This window comes from Streptomyces sp. 3211.6 (assembly GCF_003634815.1).
GTDB lineage: Bacteria > Actinomycetota > Actinomycetes > Streptomycetales > Streptomycetaceae > Streptomyces > Streptomyces katrae_A.
Genome location: NZ_RBXC01000001.1, coordinates 1,648,400 through 1,664,951, shown reverse-complemented (window position 1 = coordinate 1,664,951; position 16,552 = coordinate 1,648,400). Strand labels below are relative to the sequence as shown.

Sequence of the window (16,552 nt, the reverse complement as noted above, 5' to 3'; positions counted from 1 at the left end):
CGCCGTGGCGCGGGCGGGTCAGAGGGCCGGGTCGCGGTGTTCCGCGCAGTCGCGGAGGGCGATCTCCAGTTCCACGTACGACTCTTCGGCCCGGCGGAAGGCCAGCGTCAGGGCCGCCTCCGCGCTCGCCGGCAGCTGCTCGCGGGTGCCCTCCCGGGCCTCGTACAGCACGTCGGCCCAGCGGGCGGCGGCGCTGCGCAGGCGGGCCAGCAGTGCCTCGGCCTCCGCGGGGCCGGCGGCCCGGGTGCGGGGCAGTCCGGTCAGCGCGTCAAGCAGCGCCTCGATCTCGGACATTTCGCTCCTCCCGGGGCCGGAAGATCCACGATACGGCGGCCCCGGGGGCGGCGGGCCCGAACGCCCCGCCGCTGCGGCCGACGGGCCCGGTGGATCGCCGTACGCCCCTCCCCGAGCGACGAACGGCGTCTTGGTACGCCGGACGGTCGTCCGGGCGCGGAGGCGTGAGCCGGTGGCACGGGAGGGCGCACGGGGGCGGGGCGGACGGGTCAGCCCGTCGCCTGGCGCATCAGGAGGTCGCGGAGCTGGCGGGCGTGGCGCCGGCTCACCTGGAGTTCGGCCGGGCCGACGCGGACGCTGGTGGTGCCCGCGTCGACGCGCAGTTCGTCTATCCGGCTCAGCGCCACCAGATGCCGCCGGTGGATGCGGACGAAACCCCGGGCCGCCCAGCGTTCCTCCAGCGTCGACAGCGGGATGCGCACCAGGTGGCTGCCCCCGTCGGTGTGCAGCCGCGCGTAGTCGCCCTGGGCCTCCACGTACGCGATGTCCGCGATGGCCACGAACCGGGTGACCCCGCCCAGTTCGACGGCGATCTGCTCGGGCGCCCGGTCGGCGGCGCCTTCCTCGGGAGCGGGCCTGCGCTGTTCCGGGACGGCCGCAGCGGGCGGCGCCGTCTCCTCGGGGCCGCCGAGCAGGGCACGGGCCCGCCGGACGGCCTCCGCCAGCCGCTCGGGACGCACGGGCTTGAGCAGGTAGTCCACCGCCTTGAGGTCGAAGGCCTGGACGGCGAAGCCCTCGTGCGCGGTGACGAACACGATCAGCGGTGGCCGCGCGAACCCGGCCAGCAGCCGGGCGACGTCCAGCCCGGTCAGCCCGGCCATCTGGATGTCCAGGAACACCACGTCGATGGCGTCGGGCCCGTCGGGCCCGCTCTCCACCGCCCGGGTGATCCGGCGCAGCGCTTCGGTGGCGTCCGAGGCCCCCTCCGCACTGAGCACCCGGTCGTCGGAGCGCAGCAGGTAGAGGAGTTCCTCGAGCAGGGGCTTCTCGTCGTCGACGGCCAGTACGCGCAGCATGGGCCGAGTCTAGGCACGGCCCCCGCCCGGGGGGAGGAGGGCGGGGGCCGTGCGGCCGGTGTGCGGGGGGACCGGGACTCCGGTGGAACTCCGGGGCTACTGGGCGCCGATGAGCTTGCCGTCGGGGGCGACGGCGTACCAGGTGCCGCCCACGCCCTGGCCGTTGGCCTCGCCGGGCGCCTTGTCGCCGGTGAAGGTGTAGACGGGCCAGCAGTTGACGGTCTGCTGCTTCTTGCCGTCGGGGCGGTCGAGGACCAGGTAGTTCTTCTCGGCGATCCCCTCGCCCCGCGCCGCCGGGGCGACGACCGGCCACTTGGCGAGGCAGTCTCCGGTGCACTTGGAGACCATCGGCCAGGCGGTGTCGGGCTTGAAGCGGTAGACGGTCATGCCGTTGCCGTCGACGACGTGTTCGCCGAGCCGGGGGTCCTTGGCCACCGTCAGCGCGCCGGCCGCCTGGCCCGGTGCCCCGGCCGGAGCGGGGGCCGCCGCCTTGGCCGCCTTCTTGCCGTCCAGCGCGAGGGCGAACCAGGTGCCGCCGACGCCCTGCCCGTTCAGGTCGCCGGGCTTGGTGTCCTTGGCGAAGCGGTACGCGGGCCAGCCGGCCACGGTCAGCTGCTTGCTGCCGTCCCCCCGGACCACCTCGCCCAGCACGGCGGGGTCCATGCCCGCCGCGGCGGTCGCGTCGCCCGCCGGGACTGCCGGCCAGGCCTTGGCGCAGTCCCCGTCGCAGTGGGAGGCCGGGGGCTTCGCGGTGTCCTTGTCGAAGCGGTACAGGGTGAACCCGGCGCTGTCGGTGAGCACCGGCCCGAGCTTGTCGGTGGTGGAGACGGCGAGCGCGCCCGCGGGCTTGGCCCCGGTGTCCCCGGCGGGCTTGTCGCCGGCGTAGGGGTCGGCGGCGGGAGCGGCGGCGGCGGCCCCGGCCGGCTTGGCCGCGTCGGCCTTGTCGGCCTTGGCGTCCCCGTTGCAGGCGGTCGCGGCCAGAGCGACGACGACCGCGACCGCGGCCAGGGTGGTTCCGCGCTTGATGCCCATGGTGATCTCTCCCGTGTGTGTTTCCGCCGGGTCCGGGGGCTCGTCCGCCGCCGGACCCGTCAACTCGTGCGGAACACGGCCCCGGGGGAGCGCGGCGTTCACCGGGGGCGGTATGGCGTGTTTCACTCACCCGCCGTCGAACCCGGCCCGCCGCAGGGCCGTGACCACAGCGAGGCCGAGGATCCGGTGTCCGGCGTCGTTGGGGTGCAGCCCGTCGGCGAGGTGTTCGGGCCCCAGCAGGTCCCGGCCCGGCAGCAGGGCCAGGCGTCCGTCCCCGGCGGCGATCCGGTCGCGGGCGGCCCGTTCCATGGCGTCGCGCAGGGCGCCCAGGGTGGCGCCGAGCCGGTTCGGGGTGCGTTCGGCGTCCGGGCGCAGCACGGGGGAGAGCAGCAGCAGCGGGGTCCGGGGGTGGCCCTGGCGGATCAGGTCGAGGAAGACGCGGGTGGTCTCGTACAGCAGGGCGGGCGTGTAGGGGACGCGGGTCCAGCAGTTCGTGCCGAAGGCGAGGGTGAGGACGTCGGCGGGGAGGGCCGCCAGCTGCTCGGCGGTGGCCAGCTCCCCGCGCGCGGCGCCCGCGTACCCGAGGTTCACGGTGTCCCAGCCGAGCGCCCGCCCGGCGACGGCGGGCCAGCCGTGGGCTGGGCGGGTGGACCACCAGCCCTCGGTGATCGAGTCCCCGTGCACCACCCACCGCGGGGCGGGCGGGGCCGGGGCGAGGGTCCCGCCGACCCCGCGCACCCCCAGGACCCGCGGAGACTGCGCCTCGGGCGGGTGGACGGTGAAGGGCCCGGGCCCGCCGGGCAGGGGGACGCGTACGACGGCCTCTGCGGCGGGGTCGGTGAAGACCTCGTGGACCAGCCCGTGGCGGTCCCACAGGCAGAAGCCGTGGGCGAGGTCGCGCAGGGCGTCCGTGGGGCCGGGGACGGCGGCCCGGTAGTGGATCTCCACCGCCCGCGCCCCGTGGGCCGTGAACTCCAGCCGGACTCCGATCGGCAGGGTGGCCCGCTCGCCGGTGTCCCAGGGCAGCCGCTCGGTGTCGGCCGGGTCGGCCCGGACCGGCCGGTCCCGGTCCAGCCAGGCGATCCCGCGCAGGAAGGGGCCCGGATCGAGCCAGGCCGTGGCCGTGCCGTCTGCGTCCATGGCGGCACGCTGCGACAATTCTGACGGGCTGTCAAGAACGGCGATCAGGGGAGTCCGCGCATTGATCGAACATCCGCGTGCAACAAAGGACCATCCAGGACAGATCCGCGCAACGATCGTGCGCCAATGTGCAAGGATGGTGCATTACGGGCGGTATCACTCAGCTCGTAGGCTCACCCCCTGTACGTGGAGTGGCGCGGACCGCCTGCTCGGCGGTCCCCCCATGCCCAGACGGGCTCCCATCCGTCTGTCAACTGCTCCGGACCGCTGCGGTCGACGCCCGAACCGTCCCCATCCCGCAGTGTCAAAGGAGTCCCCTCGTGCTCGATCAGGGCCAGGCACCCCCGCTCTCCCAGGAGACGCGCAAGCCCGTGAACCCGCTCATGCGGCGCAAGCCGGTCGAGCGGCTCGTCTCCGAGGGCGGGCAGGGCGAGGGCGGCTCGCTGCGCCGCTCGCTCACCATGTGGCAGCTGACCATGATCAGCATCGGCGCCACCCTGGGCACCGGCATCTTCGTCGTCCTCGGCACCGCCGCCCCCAAGGCCGGCCCCGCCGTGACGATCTCCTTCGTCCTCGCGGGCCTGACCGCTCTGTTCTCGGCCCTCTCCTACGCCGAGCTGGCCGGCTCCGTCCCGGTCTCCGGCTCCTCGTACTCCTACGCGTACGCCACCATGGGCGAGCTCATCGCCTGGATCTGCGGCTGGTGCCTGGTCCTGGAGTACGCCGTCTCCGTCGCGGCCGTGGCCGTCGGCTGGGGCCAGTACCTCAACGAGTTCCTCGACGGGACCATAGGCGTCACCATCCCGGGGTCGGTCTCCGCGCCGCTGGGCGACGGCGGGTACATCAACCTGCCGGCCCTGGTCGTCGTCCTGCTCTCCATGGTCTTCCTGATGCGCGGCGCCAAGGAGAGCGCCACCGTCAACTCGATCATGGTCGCGGTGAAGATCGTCACCCTGCTGCTCTTCATCGGCATCGGCGTCATGGGCATCAAGGCCGGCAACTACACCCCGCTCGCCCCCCTGGGCATGAGCGGCATCGCCGCCGGCGCCTCCACGCTCTTCTTCTCCTACATCGGCTTCGACGCCGCCTCCACCGCGGGCGAGGAGGCCAAGGACCCGAAGAAGGACCTGCCGCGCGCGATCATGCTGTCGCTGGCCGTCGTCACCGTCCTCTACGTCCTCGTCGCCTTCGTCGCCGTCGGCGCCATGCCGTGGAAGGACTTCGCGGGCACCGAGGCCGCGCTCGCCCAGATCATGACCGACGTCACCGGCACCAGCGTCTGGGGCGTCGTCCTCGCCGCCGGCGCCATCGTCGCGATCTTCTCCGTCGTCTTCGCCGTCCTCTACGGCCAGACCCGCATCCTCTTCGCGATGTCCCGCGACGGCCTCGTCCCCAAGGTCTTCGCCAAGGTCGACGAGAAGACCGGCGCCCCCCGCGCCAACGTGGTCATCGTCTCCCTCTTCTGCGGCGTCCTCGCGGCCTTCATCCCGCTGGGCAAGCTCGCCGACGCCACCAGCATCGGCACCCTCTTCGCCTTCGGCCTGGTCAACGTCGCCGTGATCATCCTGCGCCGCACCAAGCCCGACATGCCGCGCACCTTCAAGGTGGCGCTCTTCCCGGTCACGCCCATCCTGGGCGCCATCGCCTGCGGCTACATGATGTTCGAGCTCGATGCCGCCACCTGGATGGTCTTCGGTGGCTGGATGATCGTGGGCCTCGTGTTCTACTTCCTGTACGGCATCCGCCGCTCCCGTCTGGCCACGGAAGAAGAAGTGGCCACAGCAGAGAAGTGATCCATCCGCAGTGCGACTGAACGATCTCGACGAACGTATCGTGCACGCCCTCGCCGAGGACGCCCGCCGCTCCTACGCCGACATCGGCTCCGAGGTCGGCCTCTCCGCCCCCGCCGTCAAGCGGCGCGTGGACCGGCTGCGCGCCGAAGGCGCCATCACCGGGTTCACCGTCCGCGTGGACCCGGCGGCCATGGGCTGGGAGACCGAGGGCTTCATCGAGATCTACTGTCGCCACAACACCTCCCCGGACGACATCCGGCGGGGGCTGGAGCGGTACCCCGAGGTGGTGTCCGCGTCGACCGTCACCGGCGACGCGGACGCCCTCGTCCAGGTCTTCGCCTCCGACATGCGCCACTTCGAGCGGGTCCTGGAACGCATCGCGGGCGAGCCCTTCGTGGAGCGGACCAAGTCCGTCCTCGTCCTGTCGCCCCTGCTGCGCCGCTTCACCTCGGGAGCACCCGCGTAGCGTCCGCGCCCCCGCCATCCGGCGGGGGCGTCGTCGTATCCGTCGTATCCCCGCGGAGGGGCCGGCCCACCGGCTGAGGGCACACGGGGACGGAAGCCGGGCGGACCGCCGGCCGGTCGCTGATCTGCGTGTTCATCGCTTCGGCCGGCCGGTGCCCGCCCGGGCCCCCGTCTGCGCCGACGCTACGGGAGGCCCGGGCGGCACTCAATGAACCGCGTGTTAAACCATGGGACGTAGACCGGGCTACGGCCGGATCGCGGGGGCCGCGGGCGTGCGCAGCCCGATGAAGACCGGCTCCCGGCGGAGCACGAAGCCCATCGACTCGTACAGCCGGATCGCCTGGATGTTGTCCGCGGCGGCGTGCAGGAACGGGACGTCCCCGCGCTCCCGGATCCCCGCGGCCACCGCACGGATCAGCAGCCCGGCCAGCCCCCGGCCGCGGTGGTCCGGGTGGGTGCACACCGCGCTGATCTCCGTCCAGCCCGGCGGCCGCATCCGCTCCCCGGCCATCGCCACCAGCCGGCCCTCACGGCGGATCCCCAGGTACGTGCCCAGCTCGACGGTGCGCGGCAGGAAGGGGCCCGGCTCGGTCAGCTCCACCAGCGCCGTCATCTCGGCCACGTCGGCCGGCCCCAGCCGCACCGCCTCCGGCGCGGCCTCGGCCCGTACCGCGGACCCGTCCAGCTGCACGCCCGGGATGCACCGCACCGTCTCCCAGCCGGCCGGCGGCGTCGGCAGACCGGTCAGCCACACCTCCCGGCCCGGGCCCACCAGTGCCGCCAGGTCCGCCCAGGCGGCCGGATCGGCCGGGTCGGCGACGGCCGCGAACGGGTTCGCCGCCGGCAGGTAGCGGGCGGCCCCGCGCCCGGAGTACTCGGCGAAAGCGCGGTGCGGGCCCGTCAGCGCGGCCCAGACCGGGTTGTCCAACGGGGCGGCGGGGTTCTCGGGGGACATGCGGTGCGGGGTCCTTCCTCGGTGACGGCCGCCCTCGGCCTCCCCGCGCGGCGGCACGGGACAGGGGCGACGGCGGAAGGGTATGCCCCCGCAGCCCCCGGGAGCAGCGGATTTACGGGCGGGCTCCGGCGCCCCCAGGACCCCCGCGCAACGATTCGCCGCGGAAGCGGTGGAAAGCGCAACGAATCGATGAGGCCGACGCAACGCTGACGGCTTGTCCCGGTCGAACGCCCGAACGTACCGTTTTACGACCCCCACCCCACCTGTCACAGAGGTACGCCCATGCCCCCGCTGCGCACCGCACTCCTCCAGAGCTCCGGACGGCTCGGCGACACCGCCGAGAACCTGAAGCGGCTCGACGAGGCCGCGGCGCGCGCCGCACAGGGCGGGGCCGGGCTCCTCGTGACCTCGGAGATGTACCTGACCGGCTACGCGCTGGAGGTCGGGGACATCGCGGGCCTGGCCGAGCCGGCCGACGGCGAATCGGCCCACGCCATCGGGGGCATCGCCCGGCGCCACGGGATCGCCGTCCTCTACGGCTACCCCGAGCGCGACGGCGACACGGTCTACAACTCGGCCCAGCTCATCGGCCCCGACGGGGCCCGGCTGGCGAACTACCGCAAGACCCACCTGTTCGGCTGCTTCGAGCAGGAGGCCTTCACCCCCGGCGACGCCCCCGTCGTCCAGGCGGACCTCAACGGCCTCCGCGTCGGCATCATGATCTGCTACGACGTGGAGTTCCCCGAGAACGTACGGGCCCACGCGCTCGCCGGGACCGACCTCCTCCTGGTCCCGACCGCGCAGATGCACCCGTTCCAGTTCGTCGCCGAACAGCTGGTCCCCGTCCGGGCCTTCGAGAACCAGATGTACATCGCGTACGTCAACCGGACCGGCCCCGAGGGCGAGTTCGAGTTCGTCGGCCTCAGCTGCCTCGCCGGCCCGGACGGGGCCACCCGCACCCGCGCCGGCCGCGGCGAGGAGATGGTCCAGGGCGAGGTCGACCCCGAGCTGCTCCGGGCCTCGCGCGAGACCAACCCGTACCTGCGCGACCGCCGCCCCGGGCTCTACGCCTCCCTCGTCTGAGGCCCGCCCGCACCCGCTCTTCCCCGCCCGCCCAGCCCTGCCTGCTCTGCCGCAAGGAGACGTACCCCCATGACGTCCACGGTGCCCACCACCGCCGTTCCGCACGGCGACGGACAGCTCCCGCCGATCACCATGTTCGGCCCGGACTTCCCGTACGCGTACGACGACTTCCTCGCCCACCCGGCGGGCCTGGGCCAGATACCGGCGACCGAGCACGGCACCGAGGTCGCCGTCATCGGCGGCGGCCTGTCCGGCATCATCTCCGCCTACGAGCTGATGAAGATGGGCCTCAAGCCCGTCGTCTACGAAGCCGACCAGATCGGCGGCCGCCTGCGCACCGTCGGCTTCGAGGGCCCGGGCACCGAGGGCCTCACGGCGGAGATGGGCGCCATGCGCTTCCCGCCCTCCTCCACGGCCCTGCAGCACTACATCGACCTGGTGGGCCTGCAGACCCAGCCCTTCCCGAACCCGCTCGCCGAGGCCACCCCCTCGACGGTCGTGGACCTCAAGGGCGAGACCCACTACGCCGAGACCATCGCCGACCTCCCGCAGGTCTACCGCGACGTCTCCGCCGCCTGGAACGCCTGCCTCGACGAGGGCGCCGACTTCTCCGACATGAACCAGGCGATGCGCGAGCGGGACGTCCCGCGCATCCGCGAGATCTGGGCCAAGCTCGTCGAGAAGCTCGACAACCAGACCTTCTACGGCTTCCTGTGCGAGTCGGAGGCCTTCCAGTCCTTCCGCATGCGCGAGATCTTCGGCCAGGTCGGCTTCGGCACCGGCGGCTGGGACACCGACTTCCCGAACTCCATCCTGGAGATCCTGCGCGTCGTCTACACCGAGGCCGACGACCACCACCGCGGCATCGTGGGCGGCTCGCAGCAGCTGCCGCTGCGCCTGTGGGAGCGCGAGCCCGAGAAGATCGTCCACTGGGCCCAGGGCACCTCGCTGTCCTCCCTGCACGAGGGCGCCCCGCGCCCGGCCGTGACCCGGCTGCACCGCACCGCGGGCAACCGCATCACGGTCACCGACGCGAACGGCGACATCCGCACCTACCGTGCCGCGATCTTCACCGCGCAGTCCTGGATGCTGCTGTCCAAGATCGCCTGTGACGACACGCTGTTCCCGATCGACCACTGGACGGCGATCGAGCGCACCCACTACATGGAGAGCTCGAAGCTCTTCATCCCCGTGGACCGCCCGTTCTGGCTGGACAAGGACGAGGAGACGGGCCGCGACGTCATGTCGATGACCCTCACGGACCGCATGACCCGCGGTACGTACCTCCTGGACAACGGTCCGGACCAGCCGGCCGTCATCTGCCTCTCGTACACCTGGTGCGACGACAGCCTCAAGTGGCTGCCGCTGTCCGCGAACGAGCGGATGGAGGTCATGCTGAAGTCCCTCGGCGAGATCTACCCCAAGGTCGACATCCGCCGCCACATCATCGGCAACCCGGTGACCGTGTCGTGGGAGAACGAGCCCTACTTCATGGGCGCGTTCAAGGCCAACCTGCCGGGCCACTACCGCTACCAGCGCCGCCTGTTCACCCACTTCATGCAGGACCGCCTCCCCGAGGACAAGCGCGGCATCTTCCTCGCGGGCGACGACATCTCCTGGACGGCCGGCTGGGCCGAGGGCGCCGTCCAGACCGCCCTGAACGCGGTCTGGGGCGTCATGCACCACCTCGGCGGCTCCACGGACGCCACCAACCCCGGCCCGGGCGACGTCTACGACGAGATCGCCCCGGTCGAACTCCCGGAGGACTGACCCCCTTCACGCGCCGCTCGCACGGCTCGGCCCCGGCGGGCCTCCCCGGCTTCGCGCCGCTGCGCCGGACTCCGTCCGTCGGCCCCGCCGGGCACCCGTTCCCGCCCCGAGGGCCGGTGGGGCTGACACCAGCCCCGTCGGCCCTCGGGGCGCTGTGCTCACCCGAGCGGAGGGACCGGCTCACACCTCGCGCGCCCAGATCAGGCGCTGCCGGTGCCGGAAGCCCGCGCGGACGTCGCCGCGCTGCGGCCCGTGCGGCAGCGGGGGCGGCCGTCGGCCCAGTCCGAGGCCGCACCCCGCGCACAGGGTGTACCGCCCGTGGCCGCTGCCGTCCCACTGCACCGTTCCCCGGTCCCGCGCGCACACGGGGCACGCCCCGTCCCGCCTCTGGTCGCCCTCGACGTCCAGGCGGCCCCGCATCACCCCGGGCATCACTTCGGCGAGGCAGACCCCGGGATGGAACTCCGGGTTCGGCCAGAACAGCCCCTGCGCGGGCTCCGGCGGCTCCGGCCTGCGCACTCCGGCCCGCTTCTGGGCCCGCCGGCCCACCCGCCACACCGCCATGGCGTCCAGCCACAGCAGCCGCGCCTCGTGCAGCTCCTCCACCGCCCGCACCAGCGACCCGGGGTCCTCGCCCAGTTCCCGGGGGATCCCGGCGCTGCGGCACAGGTGGTGGTAGGTGGCGTAGAAGCCGTACGGACAGAACACCGTCAGGCAGGTGCGCAGCGCCGACAGCCGCCGGTGGGGCGGGAGCGAGGCGTCGTGCACCCGGAGCCGGTGCGTGGCGAAGCTGGGCATCCGCACAGCCTGGGAAGGGGGCGCTCCGGCCGCACCGGGGTTTCAGCCCGTCGGGGTCAGCAGGCAGCGGCCCACCAGGCCCACGCCCGCGTCCAGGGATTCCTCGAACTCCTCCGCCAGGTCGGGGGAGCGGCGCAGGGCCCACAGGAGGCGGGCCGCCGCCCAGGCGCCCGCGCGGGCGCGTTCCAGGCTCCAGGAGCCCAGCAGGTGCGTCAGCGGGTCGGCGATCTCCAGGAGGTCCGGGCCCGGCATGAGGTCCTCCCGGATGCGTTCCTCCAGGGAGACCAGGGTGTCGCCGACCCGGTGGAAGTCCGCCTCCAGGGCCGTCGGCGTGCAGTCCAGCACCCGGCAGGTGGACACCACCGCCAGGGCCAGGTCGTGCCCGATGTGGGCGTTGATCCCGGCCAGCGCGTACTGGAGCGGGCGCACCCCGGGGTGGCGGCGGTACTGCAGGAGCGGGCGCCAGCAGGCCGGCGCACGCTCCGACTCCACCGCCGTCAGGTACCGCTCCGCGAACCGCACGCTCAGCGTCTCGGCCCGCCGGGGCTCGGGGAAGCCCCCGCGCCCGATCCGCTCGTGCAGGGTCTGCGTCACGGTCAGGTACACCCGGTTGAAGACGGCCACGCCGTCCTGCGCCGGCAGCCGCTCGTCGAGGACGCGCATCCGCGCGAGTACCGCTTCCATGGAGGACAGCGTCACAGCCCCCGCGCCCGGCGCGGGGAACTTGGCCGTGGGCTTCGCCGGTTCGGGCGAAACACCGTCAACCCCGCTTGTCCCGGGGTTCCTCGGCGGCGTCGTCGTAGGCGGACGTGCCCGAGTCCAGCAGCGGCTCCTGCCGCTTGAGGTGCTCCGGGGCGAAGTAGCGCAGCGCGTGGTAGCCGGTGATCACCACGATCGTGCCGAGCGCGATGCCGCCCAGCTCGAAGCTGTCGCTGAAGTGCAGCTTGACCCCGCCGACGCCGATGATGATGCCCGCGGCGGCCGGGACCAGGTTCAGCGGATTGCGCAGGTCCACCCGGCCGTGGAGCCAGATCTGCGCGCCGAGCAGGCCGATCATGCCGTACAGGATCACGGTGATGCCGCCCAGCACCCCGCCGGGGATCGCCGCGACGACCGCGCCGAACTTCGGGCACAGGCCGAAGAGCAGCGCGAAGCCGGCCGCCGCCCAGTAGGCCGCCGTGGAGTAGACCCGGGTGGCGGCCATGACCCCGATGTTCTCGGAGTACGTGGTGTTCGGCGGGCCGCCCACCGCCGTGGACAGCATGGACGCCGCGCCGTCGGCGGCGATGGCCGTGCCGAGCTTGTCGTCGAGCGGGTCGCCCGTCATCTCGCCGACGGCCTTGATGTGCCCGGCGTTCTCGGCGATCAGCGCGACCACCACCGGCAGCGCGATCAGGATCGCCGACCACTGGAACGACGGCCCGTGCAGGGCGGGCAGCCCGATCCAGTCGGCCTTGCCCACCCCCGAGAGGTCCAGCCGCCAGTGGTCCACGGCCTCGGTCCCGCCCGCCGGGGAGTGGATCTTGCCGAAGACCAGGTCGGAGACCCATGAGATCCCGTACCCGAACACCAGGCCCAGGAAGATCGCGATCCGCGACCAGAACCCGCGCAGGCACACCACCGCCAGCCCGGTGAACAGCATCGTCAGCAGGGCCGTCCACTGGTCCTGCGGCCAGTACGTGGCCGCCGTCACCGGCGCCAGGTTGAACCCGATCAGCATGACGACCGCGCCCGTCACCACCGGCGGCATCGCCGTGTGGATGATCCGCGCCCCGAACCGCTGCACGGCCATACCCGCCAGGAACAGGGCCGCGCCGACCACGAACACCGCGCCCGTGACCACCGCGCTGTCCCCGCCGCCGGCCCGGATCGCCGCCGCCACGCCCACGAAGGACAGGGAACAGCCCAGGTAGGAGGGGACCCGTCCGCGCGTGGCGAGCAGGAAGACGGCGGTGGCGATGCCCGACATCATGATGGCCAGGTTCGGGTCCAGGCCCATCAACACCGGCGAAACGAAACTGGCGCCGAACATCGCGACCACGTGCTGGGCGCCGAGCCCGGCGGTGCGCGGCCACGACAGCCGCTCGTCCGGCCGCACCACCGCGCCGGGGGCGGGGGTCCGCCCGTCTCCGTGCAGGGTCCAGCGCAGGCCGAAACCCATGTTCCACCACTTCCGTTCCGCCGAGAGGTCAAGGATCATGACCGCAGGGCGGCCAGCCATATATTACGGCCGGATAGCAGCGGGTTCGTCCCGATTGACGGCATGCGCGCCGCCGCCCGCCCCGGCCTTCGGCCGCAGCACCGCCGCCCCCGCGACCAGCGCGCACGCCAGCAGCGTCACCAGGCCGAACGAGACCACCAGCGAGGTCGCGTCCGCCACCGCCCCGATCGCCGAAGGGGCGATCAGCCCCGAGGTGTACGTGATCGTCGCGACCCCCGCGATGGCCTGCGCCGGGGCCGGCCCGCTGCGCGCCGCCGCCGCGAAGGCCAGCGGCACCACCACCGCGATGCCGAGCCCGGTCATCCCGAACCCCGCCATGGCCGCCACCGGCTGGCGGACCGTCACCACCACCAGCAGCCCGCCCGCGCCGGCCAGTGCGCCGCCCGCCCGGACCGTGCGCACCGCACCGAACCGGTCCACGACCCGGTCCCCGGCCAGCCGGGCCACGGCCATGGTCAGCGCGAACGCGGTGGTGGAGGCCGCGGCCACACCGGCCCCGGTGCCCAGCACGTCCCGCAGGAACACCGCCGACCAGTCCAGGCTCGCCCCCTCGGCGAACACCGCGCAGAATCCCACGGCCCCGATCAGCACGGCCGCCTTCGGGGGCCGGGCGAAGCGCGGCGGCGCCTGCTCCTGCGGCCGGCTGCGCAGGTCCAGCACCCCGCGCACGGCGACCAGCCCGGCCGCGGTCAGGGCGAGGGCGGCGATCAGGTGGTGCAGCCGGGCGTCGGTCGCGGTGTGCGCGGCGACCGTGCCGGCGGCCGAGCCGAGCAGGGCGCCGACGCTCCACATCCCGTGCAGCGAGGACATGATCGAGCGGCCGAGCCGGTCCTCGGTCTCCACCCCGAGCGCGTTCATGGCCACGTCCGACAGGCCGGCGGCGGCCCCGTAGGCGAAGAGGGCGCAGCAGAGGGTCGCCGGGTTCGGGGCCAGGCCCGGCAGGACCAGGGACAGGGTCCACAGCGAGAGCAGCCCGCGCAGGGCCGCGCGGGCGCCGAAGCGGTGGTTGACCCGCCCGGCCAGCGGCATGGCGACGGCCGCGCCGAGGGCGGGGAAGGCGAGGGCCAGGCCCAGGGTGCCCGCGCCGACCTGGGCGTGCTCCTGGATCCACGGGATGCGGGTGGCGAAGGAGCCGGTCACCGCGCCGTGGGCGCAGAAGACGGCGGCGATGGAGAAGCGGGCGCGGCGCAGCCTCGCCGGGCCGGTGCCGGGTTCCCCGGCCGTCTCGGTCGTCATGGCATGTAATTATCAGGGAGCCTGCCTGATAATTACCACCCTTTCCTTAGGATGGGGTCCGTGACCCCCGTGAAGGCGATGTCCCCCGCCGCTGCCGCCGCCCCGGCCCCGTCGCCCGCCTCGCCGAGCACGGCCCGGGCGATGAACGACCGGCTCGCGCTCGAACTCCTCCAGTCGGCCGGGCCGCTGACGGCGACCCAGCTCAAGCAGCTCACCGGACTCTCCCGCCCCTCCGTCGCCGACCTCCTCGAACGGCTCGGCGCGGCCGGGCTGGTCGAGGTCGTGGGGGAGTCCGGCGAACAGCGGCGCGGCCCCAATGCCCGCCTCTACGGGATCGTCGCCCGCAGGGCCCACCTGGCCGCCCTGGACGTCCGCACCGACAGTGCGACGGCCGTGGTCACGGACCTCCTCGGCCGCACGCTGGCCCGGGCGGAGCTCCCCGTCGACGCCGTCGGCGAGGCCGTGGACCGGCTGGAGGCACTGGCCCGGGAGGCCGGCGCGCAGGCGCTGCACACGGTGGTCGTCGGCGCGCCCGGCCTGGTCGCCCCCGCCTCCGGGGAACTGCGCGACACCTCGGGCCTGCCCGCCTGGCACCGGGACCTGGTGGCCGCCCTCCAGCGGCGGCTGCCCGCCACGGTGGTGGTGGAGAACGAGACCAACCTGGCCGCCCTGGCCGAACAGCGGGTCGGCGCCGCCCGGGACCTGGACTCCTTCGTCCTGCTGTGGCTCGGAGCCGGCGTCGGCGCGGCCGTGGTCCTCGACGGCCGGCTGCGGCGGGGCGCCTCGGGCGGCGCGGGCGAGATCGGCTTCCTGCCGGTGCCGGGCACCGCCGGGCTGCCCTCCGCCGGCGACTGCAGCGGCGGCTTCCACGCCCTGGCCGGTGCGGCCGGAGTGGCCGCGCTGGCGGCGGAGCACGGGTTCGGGGGGCCCGTGGAGGAGGCCGTCGCCGGGGCCGCCGGGGAGGCCTTCCTCGAGGTGCTGGCGGAGCGGCTGGCCCTCGGTGCGGCGGCCGTGGCCGCGGTCCTCGACCCGGGCTGCGTGGTCCTCGGCGGCGGGCTCGGCCGGGCGGGCGGCGATCCCCTGGCCGCCCGGGTCGCCCGCAGCCTCGCCGCCCTGAGCCCCGTGACGACCGAGGTCCGCGCCACCGCGCTGGGTGACCCCGCGGTCCTGGAGGGCGCCCGCCTCGCGGCCCGCGAGGCGGCCCAGGCGCAGCTGTTCGCCGGCTGACGCGGCAGCGGTCCGGGCCTGTCGAGCGGTCCGGGCCCGCCGAGGGGTCCGGGCCCGCCGAGGGGTCCGGGCCCGCCGAGGGGTCCGGCCCGCCGCGCGGTCCCGGCCTACCGCCGCGTGGGCCAGGGGACGTCGGTCTCGGCCGGCAGGCCGTAGTCGACCCCGTCGACGTTCCAGCCGTACAGGGCCCTGACCTGGCCCATGAACCAGTCGGCACCGGAGCGCGAGGCGTCCAGCCCGCGCCGGGGGTCGGCCCACAGCTCACGGACCCGGTCCTGGACCCGGGGGTCGAGTTCCCAGCCGTCGAGCCGGATCCGGCCTTCCGCGTCGAGGACGAGCGGGGTGCGGCCCTCCAGCTGGTCCCACAGGTCCACGGCCTGCTCGCTCGTCGTCCGGAAGCCGCCCTCGCCGAGGGCGGTTCGGAGGAAGGCGGTGTAGAGGGCGATGGAGGGGATCGCGCTGGAGGCCTGTGTGACGGCCGCGCCGGCCACCACCGTGAACGCGCGGCCGTCCTTCTCCTTGAGCGGGGCGGAGGCGGCGAGCTCCCGGGCGGTCCGCTCCAGGTGTTCCTTGGCCGCGCCGATGGTGCCTTCACGGTAGACCGGCGCGGTGACCTCCGAGCCGACGTAGGTCAGGGCCGCGGTGGTGAAACCGTCCGCCAGGAGCCGGCGGGAGGCCAGGGCCCGGACCCACAGGGCCCAGTCGTCGCCGCCCATCACCGCTACCGTGGCGCGCGCCTCCGCGTCGGTGCCGGGTTCGATCCGCGTCCACGCCACGGCGGGGTCGTCGGCGGAGAAGTCGAGCGAGGGGGCTTCGTAGGCGGTGCCGAGCGGTTTGATCACCGAGTGGTGGACCTCGCCGGTGGCCGGGTCGGTGCGACGCGGCGCCGCGAGGCTGTAGACGAGGTAGTCGACCGGGCCGTAGTGCTGCTCCAGCAGGTCCGCGATCCGGGTCTTGGTGTCCGCCGAGAACGCGTCGGCGTTCACGAACCGGATGTCGTGGCCGTGTTCGGCGGCGAGTGCCGCGGCGGCCGCGGTGCGGTACCAGCCGGCGCCGGCGGTGCGGCGGCCGGTGTCGGGGGTCTCGAAGGCGACACCGATGCCGCGGATGCCGTGGCGGCGCAGCCCGGCCAGGACCGTGGCCAGCCCGTAGCCGGCGGAGTGGCCGAGGACGAGTGCGACCGGCCGGCGGCCGTCGGTGCGGGCCGGGATCGCCTGCCACATGTCGCGGACGGTCCGGGCGGCGCCTTCGGGGTGGGAGTTGACGACGAGGAACCCGCGCTGCTTGGGCTCGATCTGGCGAAGGCTCACGAGGTGTCCGTCCTGTCCGGGGAGGGCCGGACGAGGAGGGCGCGCGGGCGGCGCCCTCCTCGTCCGGGAGGGCCACGGACAGCCGGGTGCCGGGGGCGTGACCGGCCGGCGGGGCCGGGGTGCCGCTACCGGGGGCCTGCTCCGGCCGTCCGTCTCCAGGGAGCCTAACCAGGGGTCCGTCGCGGACATGTGACGGTAGGTCACGCAGAAGG

The 16,552-nt window shown here is 74.1% G+C and carries 15 protein-coding genes; 5 read left to right on the top strand and 10 right to left on the bottom strand.

The features are described 5' to 3' along the window. Positions 1-18 precede the first annotated feature (18 nt). From BX286_RS07740 to BX286_RS07725, 4 genes are all read right to left on the bottom strand, one after another. Positions 19-294, bottom strand: coding sequence for a hypothetical protein (locus tag BX286_RS07740; protein WP_079424921.1), 276 nt, complete (start codon positions 292-294; stop codon positions 19-21). 209 nt (positions 295-503) lie between these two features. Further along, positions 504-1,310: a LytTR family DNA-binding domain-containing protein gene (locus BX286_RS07735; RefSeq protein WP_079424920.1), complete on the bottom strand. Its 807-nt coding sequence runs from the start codon at positions 1,308-1,310 to the stop codon at positions 504-506. 96 nt (positions 1,311-1,406) lie between these two features. Beyond that, positions 1,407-2,342: an SCO0930 family lipoprotein gene (locus BX286_RS07730; RefSeq protein ID WP_121014771.1), complete on the bottom strand. Its 936-nt coding sequence runs from the start codon at positions 2,340-2,342 to the stop codon at positions 1,407-1,409. Between the two features lie 126 nt (positions 2,343-2,468). Further along, positions 2,469-3,482: a GDSL-type esterase/lipase family protein gene (locus BX286_RS07725; RefSeq protein WP_079424916.1), complete on the bottom strand. Its 1,014-nt coding sequence runs from the start codon at positions 3,480-3,482 to the stop codon at positions 2,469-2,471. Between the two features lie 320 nt (positions 3,483-3,802). Between BX286_RS07725 and BX286_RS07720 the strand changes: the two genes are divergently transcribed. Continuing rightward, the gene (locus BX286_RS07720; protein ID WP_079424914.1) at positions 3,803-5,275 is read left to right on the top strand and encodes an amino acid permease; all 1,473 of its coding nucleotides are present in this window, start codon (positions 3,803-3,805) and stop codon (positions 5,273-5,275) included. 10 nt (positions 5,276-5,285) lie between these two features. Continuing rightward, positions 5,286-5,741: an Lrp/AsnC family transcriptional regulator gene (locus BX286_RS07715; protein WP_007262967.1), complete on the top strand. Its 456-nt coding sequence runs from the start codon at positions 5,286-5,288 to the stop codon at positions 5,739-5,741. Positions 5,742-5,984: 243 nt separating this feature from the next. Here BX286_RS07715 and BX286_RS07710 read toward each other — a convergent pair whose 3' ends face one another. Further along, positions 5,985-6,695 (bottom strand): GNAT family N-acetyltransferase, encoded by a 711-nt coding sequence (locus BX286_RS07710; RefSeq protein ID WP_121014770.1) that lies wholly within the window; start codon positions 6,693-6,695, stop codon positions 5,985-5,987. Between the two features lie 282 nt (positions 6,696-6,977). Between BX286_RS07710 and BX286_RS07705 the strand changes: the two genes are divergently transcribed. After that, the gene (locus tag BX286_RS07705; protein ID WP_121014769.1) at positions 6,978-7,778 is read left to right on the top strand and encodes a carbon-nitrogen hydrolase family protein; all 801 of its coding nucleotides are present in this window, start codon (positions 6,978-6,980) and stop codon (positions 7,776-7,778) included. A gap of 69 nt (positions 7,779-7,847) precedes the next feature. Continuing rightward, complete coding sequence (locus BX286_RS07700; RefSeq protein WP_079424909.1) at positions 7,848-9,548, top strand: NAD(P)/FAD-dependent oxidoreductase; 1,701 nt, start codon at positions 7,848-7,850, stop codon at positions 9,546-9,548. A 180-nt stretch (positions 9,549-9,728) separates the two neighbouring features. Here the strand turns inward: BX286_RS07700 and BX286_RS07695 are convergent, their stop codons facing one another. The 4 genes from BX286_RS07695 to BX286_RS07680 form a co-directional block, all read right to left on the bottom strand. Beyond that, positions 9,729-10,346, bottom strand: a complete 618-nt coding sequence (locus tag BX286_RS07695; RefSeq protein WP_079424908.1) for a hypothetical protein — start codon at positions 10,344-10,346, stop codon at positions 9,729-9,731. 42 nt (positions 10,347-10,388) lie between these two features. Then, positions 10,389-11,030 (bottom strand): DUF5995 family protein, encoded by a 642-nt coding sequence (locus BX286_RS07690; RefSeq protein ID WP_079431602.1) that lies wholly within the window; start codon positions 11,028-11,030, stop codon positions 10,389-10,391. A gap of 76 nt (positions 11,031-11,106) precedes the next feature. Next, complete coding sequence (locus BX286_RS07685) at positions 11,107-12,507, bottom strand: uracil-xanthine permease family protein (RefSeq protein WP_100865105.1); 1,401 nt, start codon at positions 12,505-12,507, stop codon at positions 11,107-11,109. A 63-nt stretch (positions 12,508-12,570) separates the two neighbouring features. After that, positions 12,571-13,803, bottom strand: coding sequence for an MFS transporter (locus BX286_RS07680; RefSeq protein WP_121014768.1), 1,233 nt, complete (start codon positions 13,801-13,803; stop codon positions 12,571-12,573). Positions 13,804-13,881: 78 nt separating this feature from the next. Between BX286_RS07680 and BX286_RS07675 the strand changes: the two genes are divergently transcribed. Continuing rightward, positions 13,882-15,030 carry an ROK family transcriptional regulator gene (locus BX286_RS07675; RefSeq protein WP_121017595.1) on the top strand — a complete coding sequence of 383 codons (1,149 nt, stop codon included), beginning with the start codon at positions 13,882-13,884 and terminating at the stop codon, positions 15,028-15,030. Positions 15,031-15,137: 107 nt separating this feature from the next. Here BX286_RS07675 and BX286_RS07670 read toward each other — a convergent pair whose 3' ends face one another. Beyond that, the gene (locus tag BX286_RS07670) at positions 15,138-16,340 is read right to left on the bottom strand and encodes an enoyl-[acyl-carrier-protein] reductase FabV (protein ID WP_121014767.1); all 1,203 of its coding nucleotides are present in this window, start codon (positions 16,338-16,340) and stop codon (positions 15,138-15,140) included. Positions 16,341-16,552 lie beyond the last annotated feature (212 nt).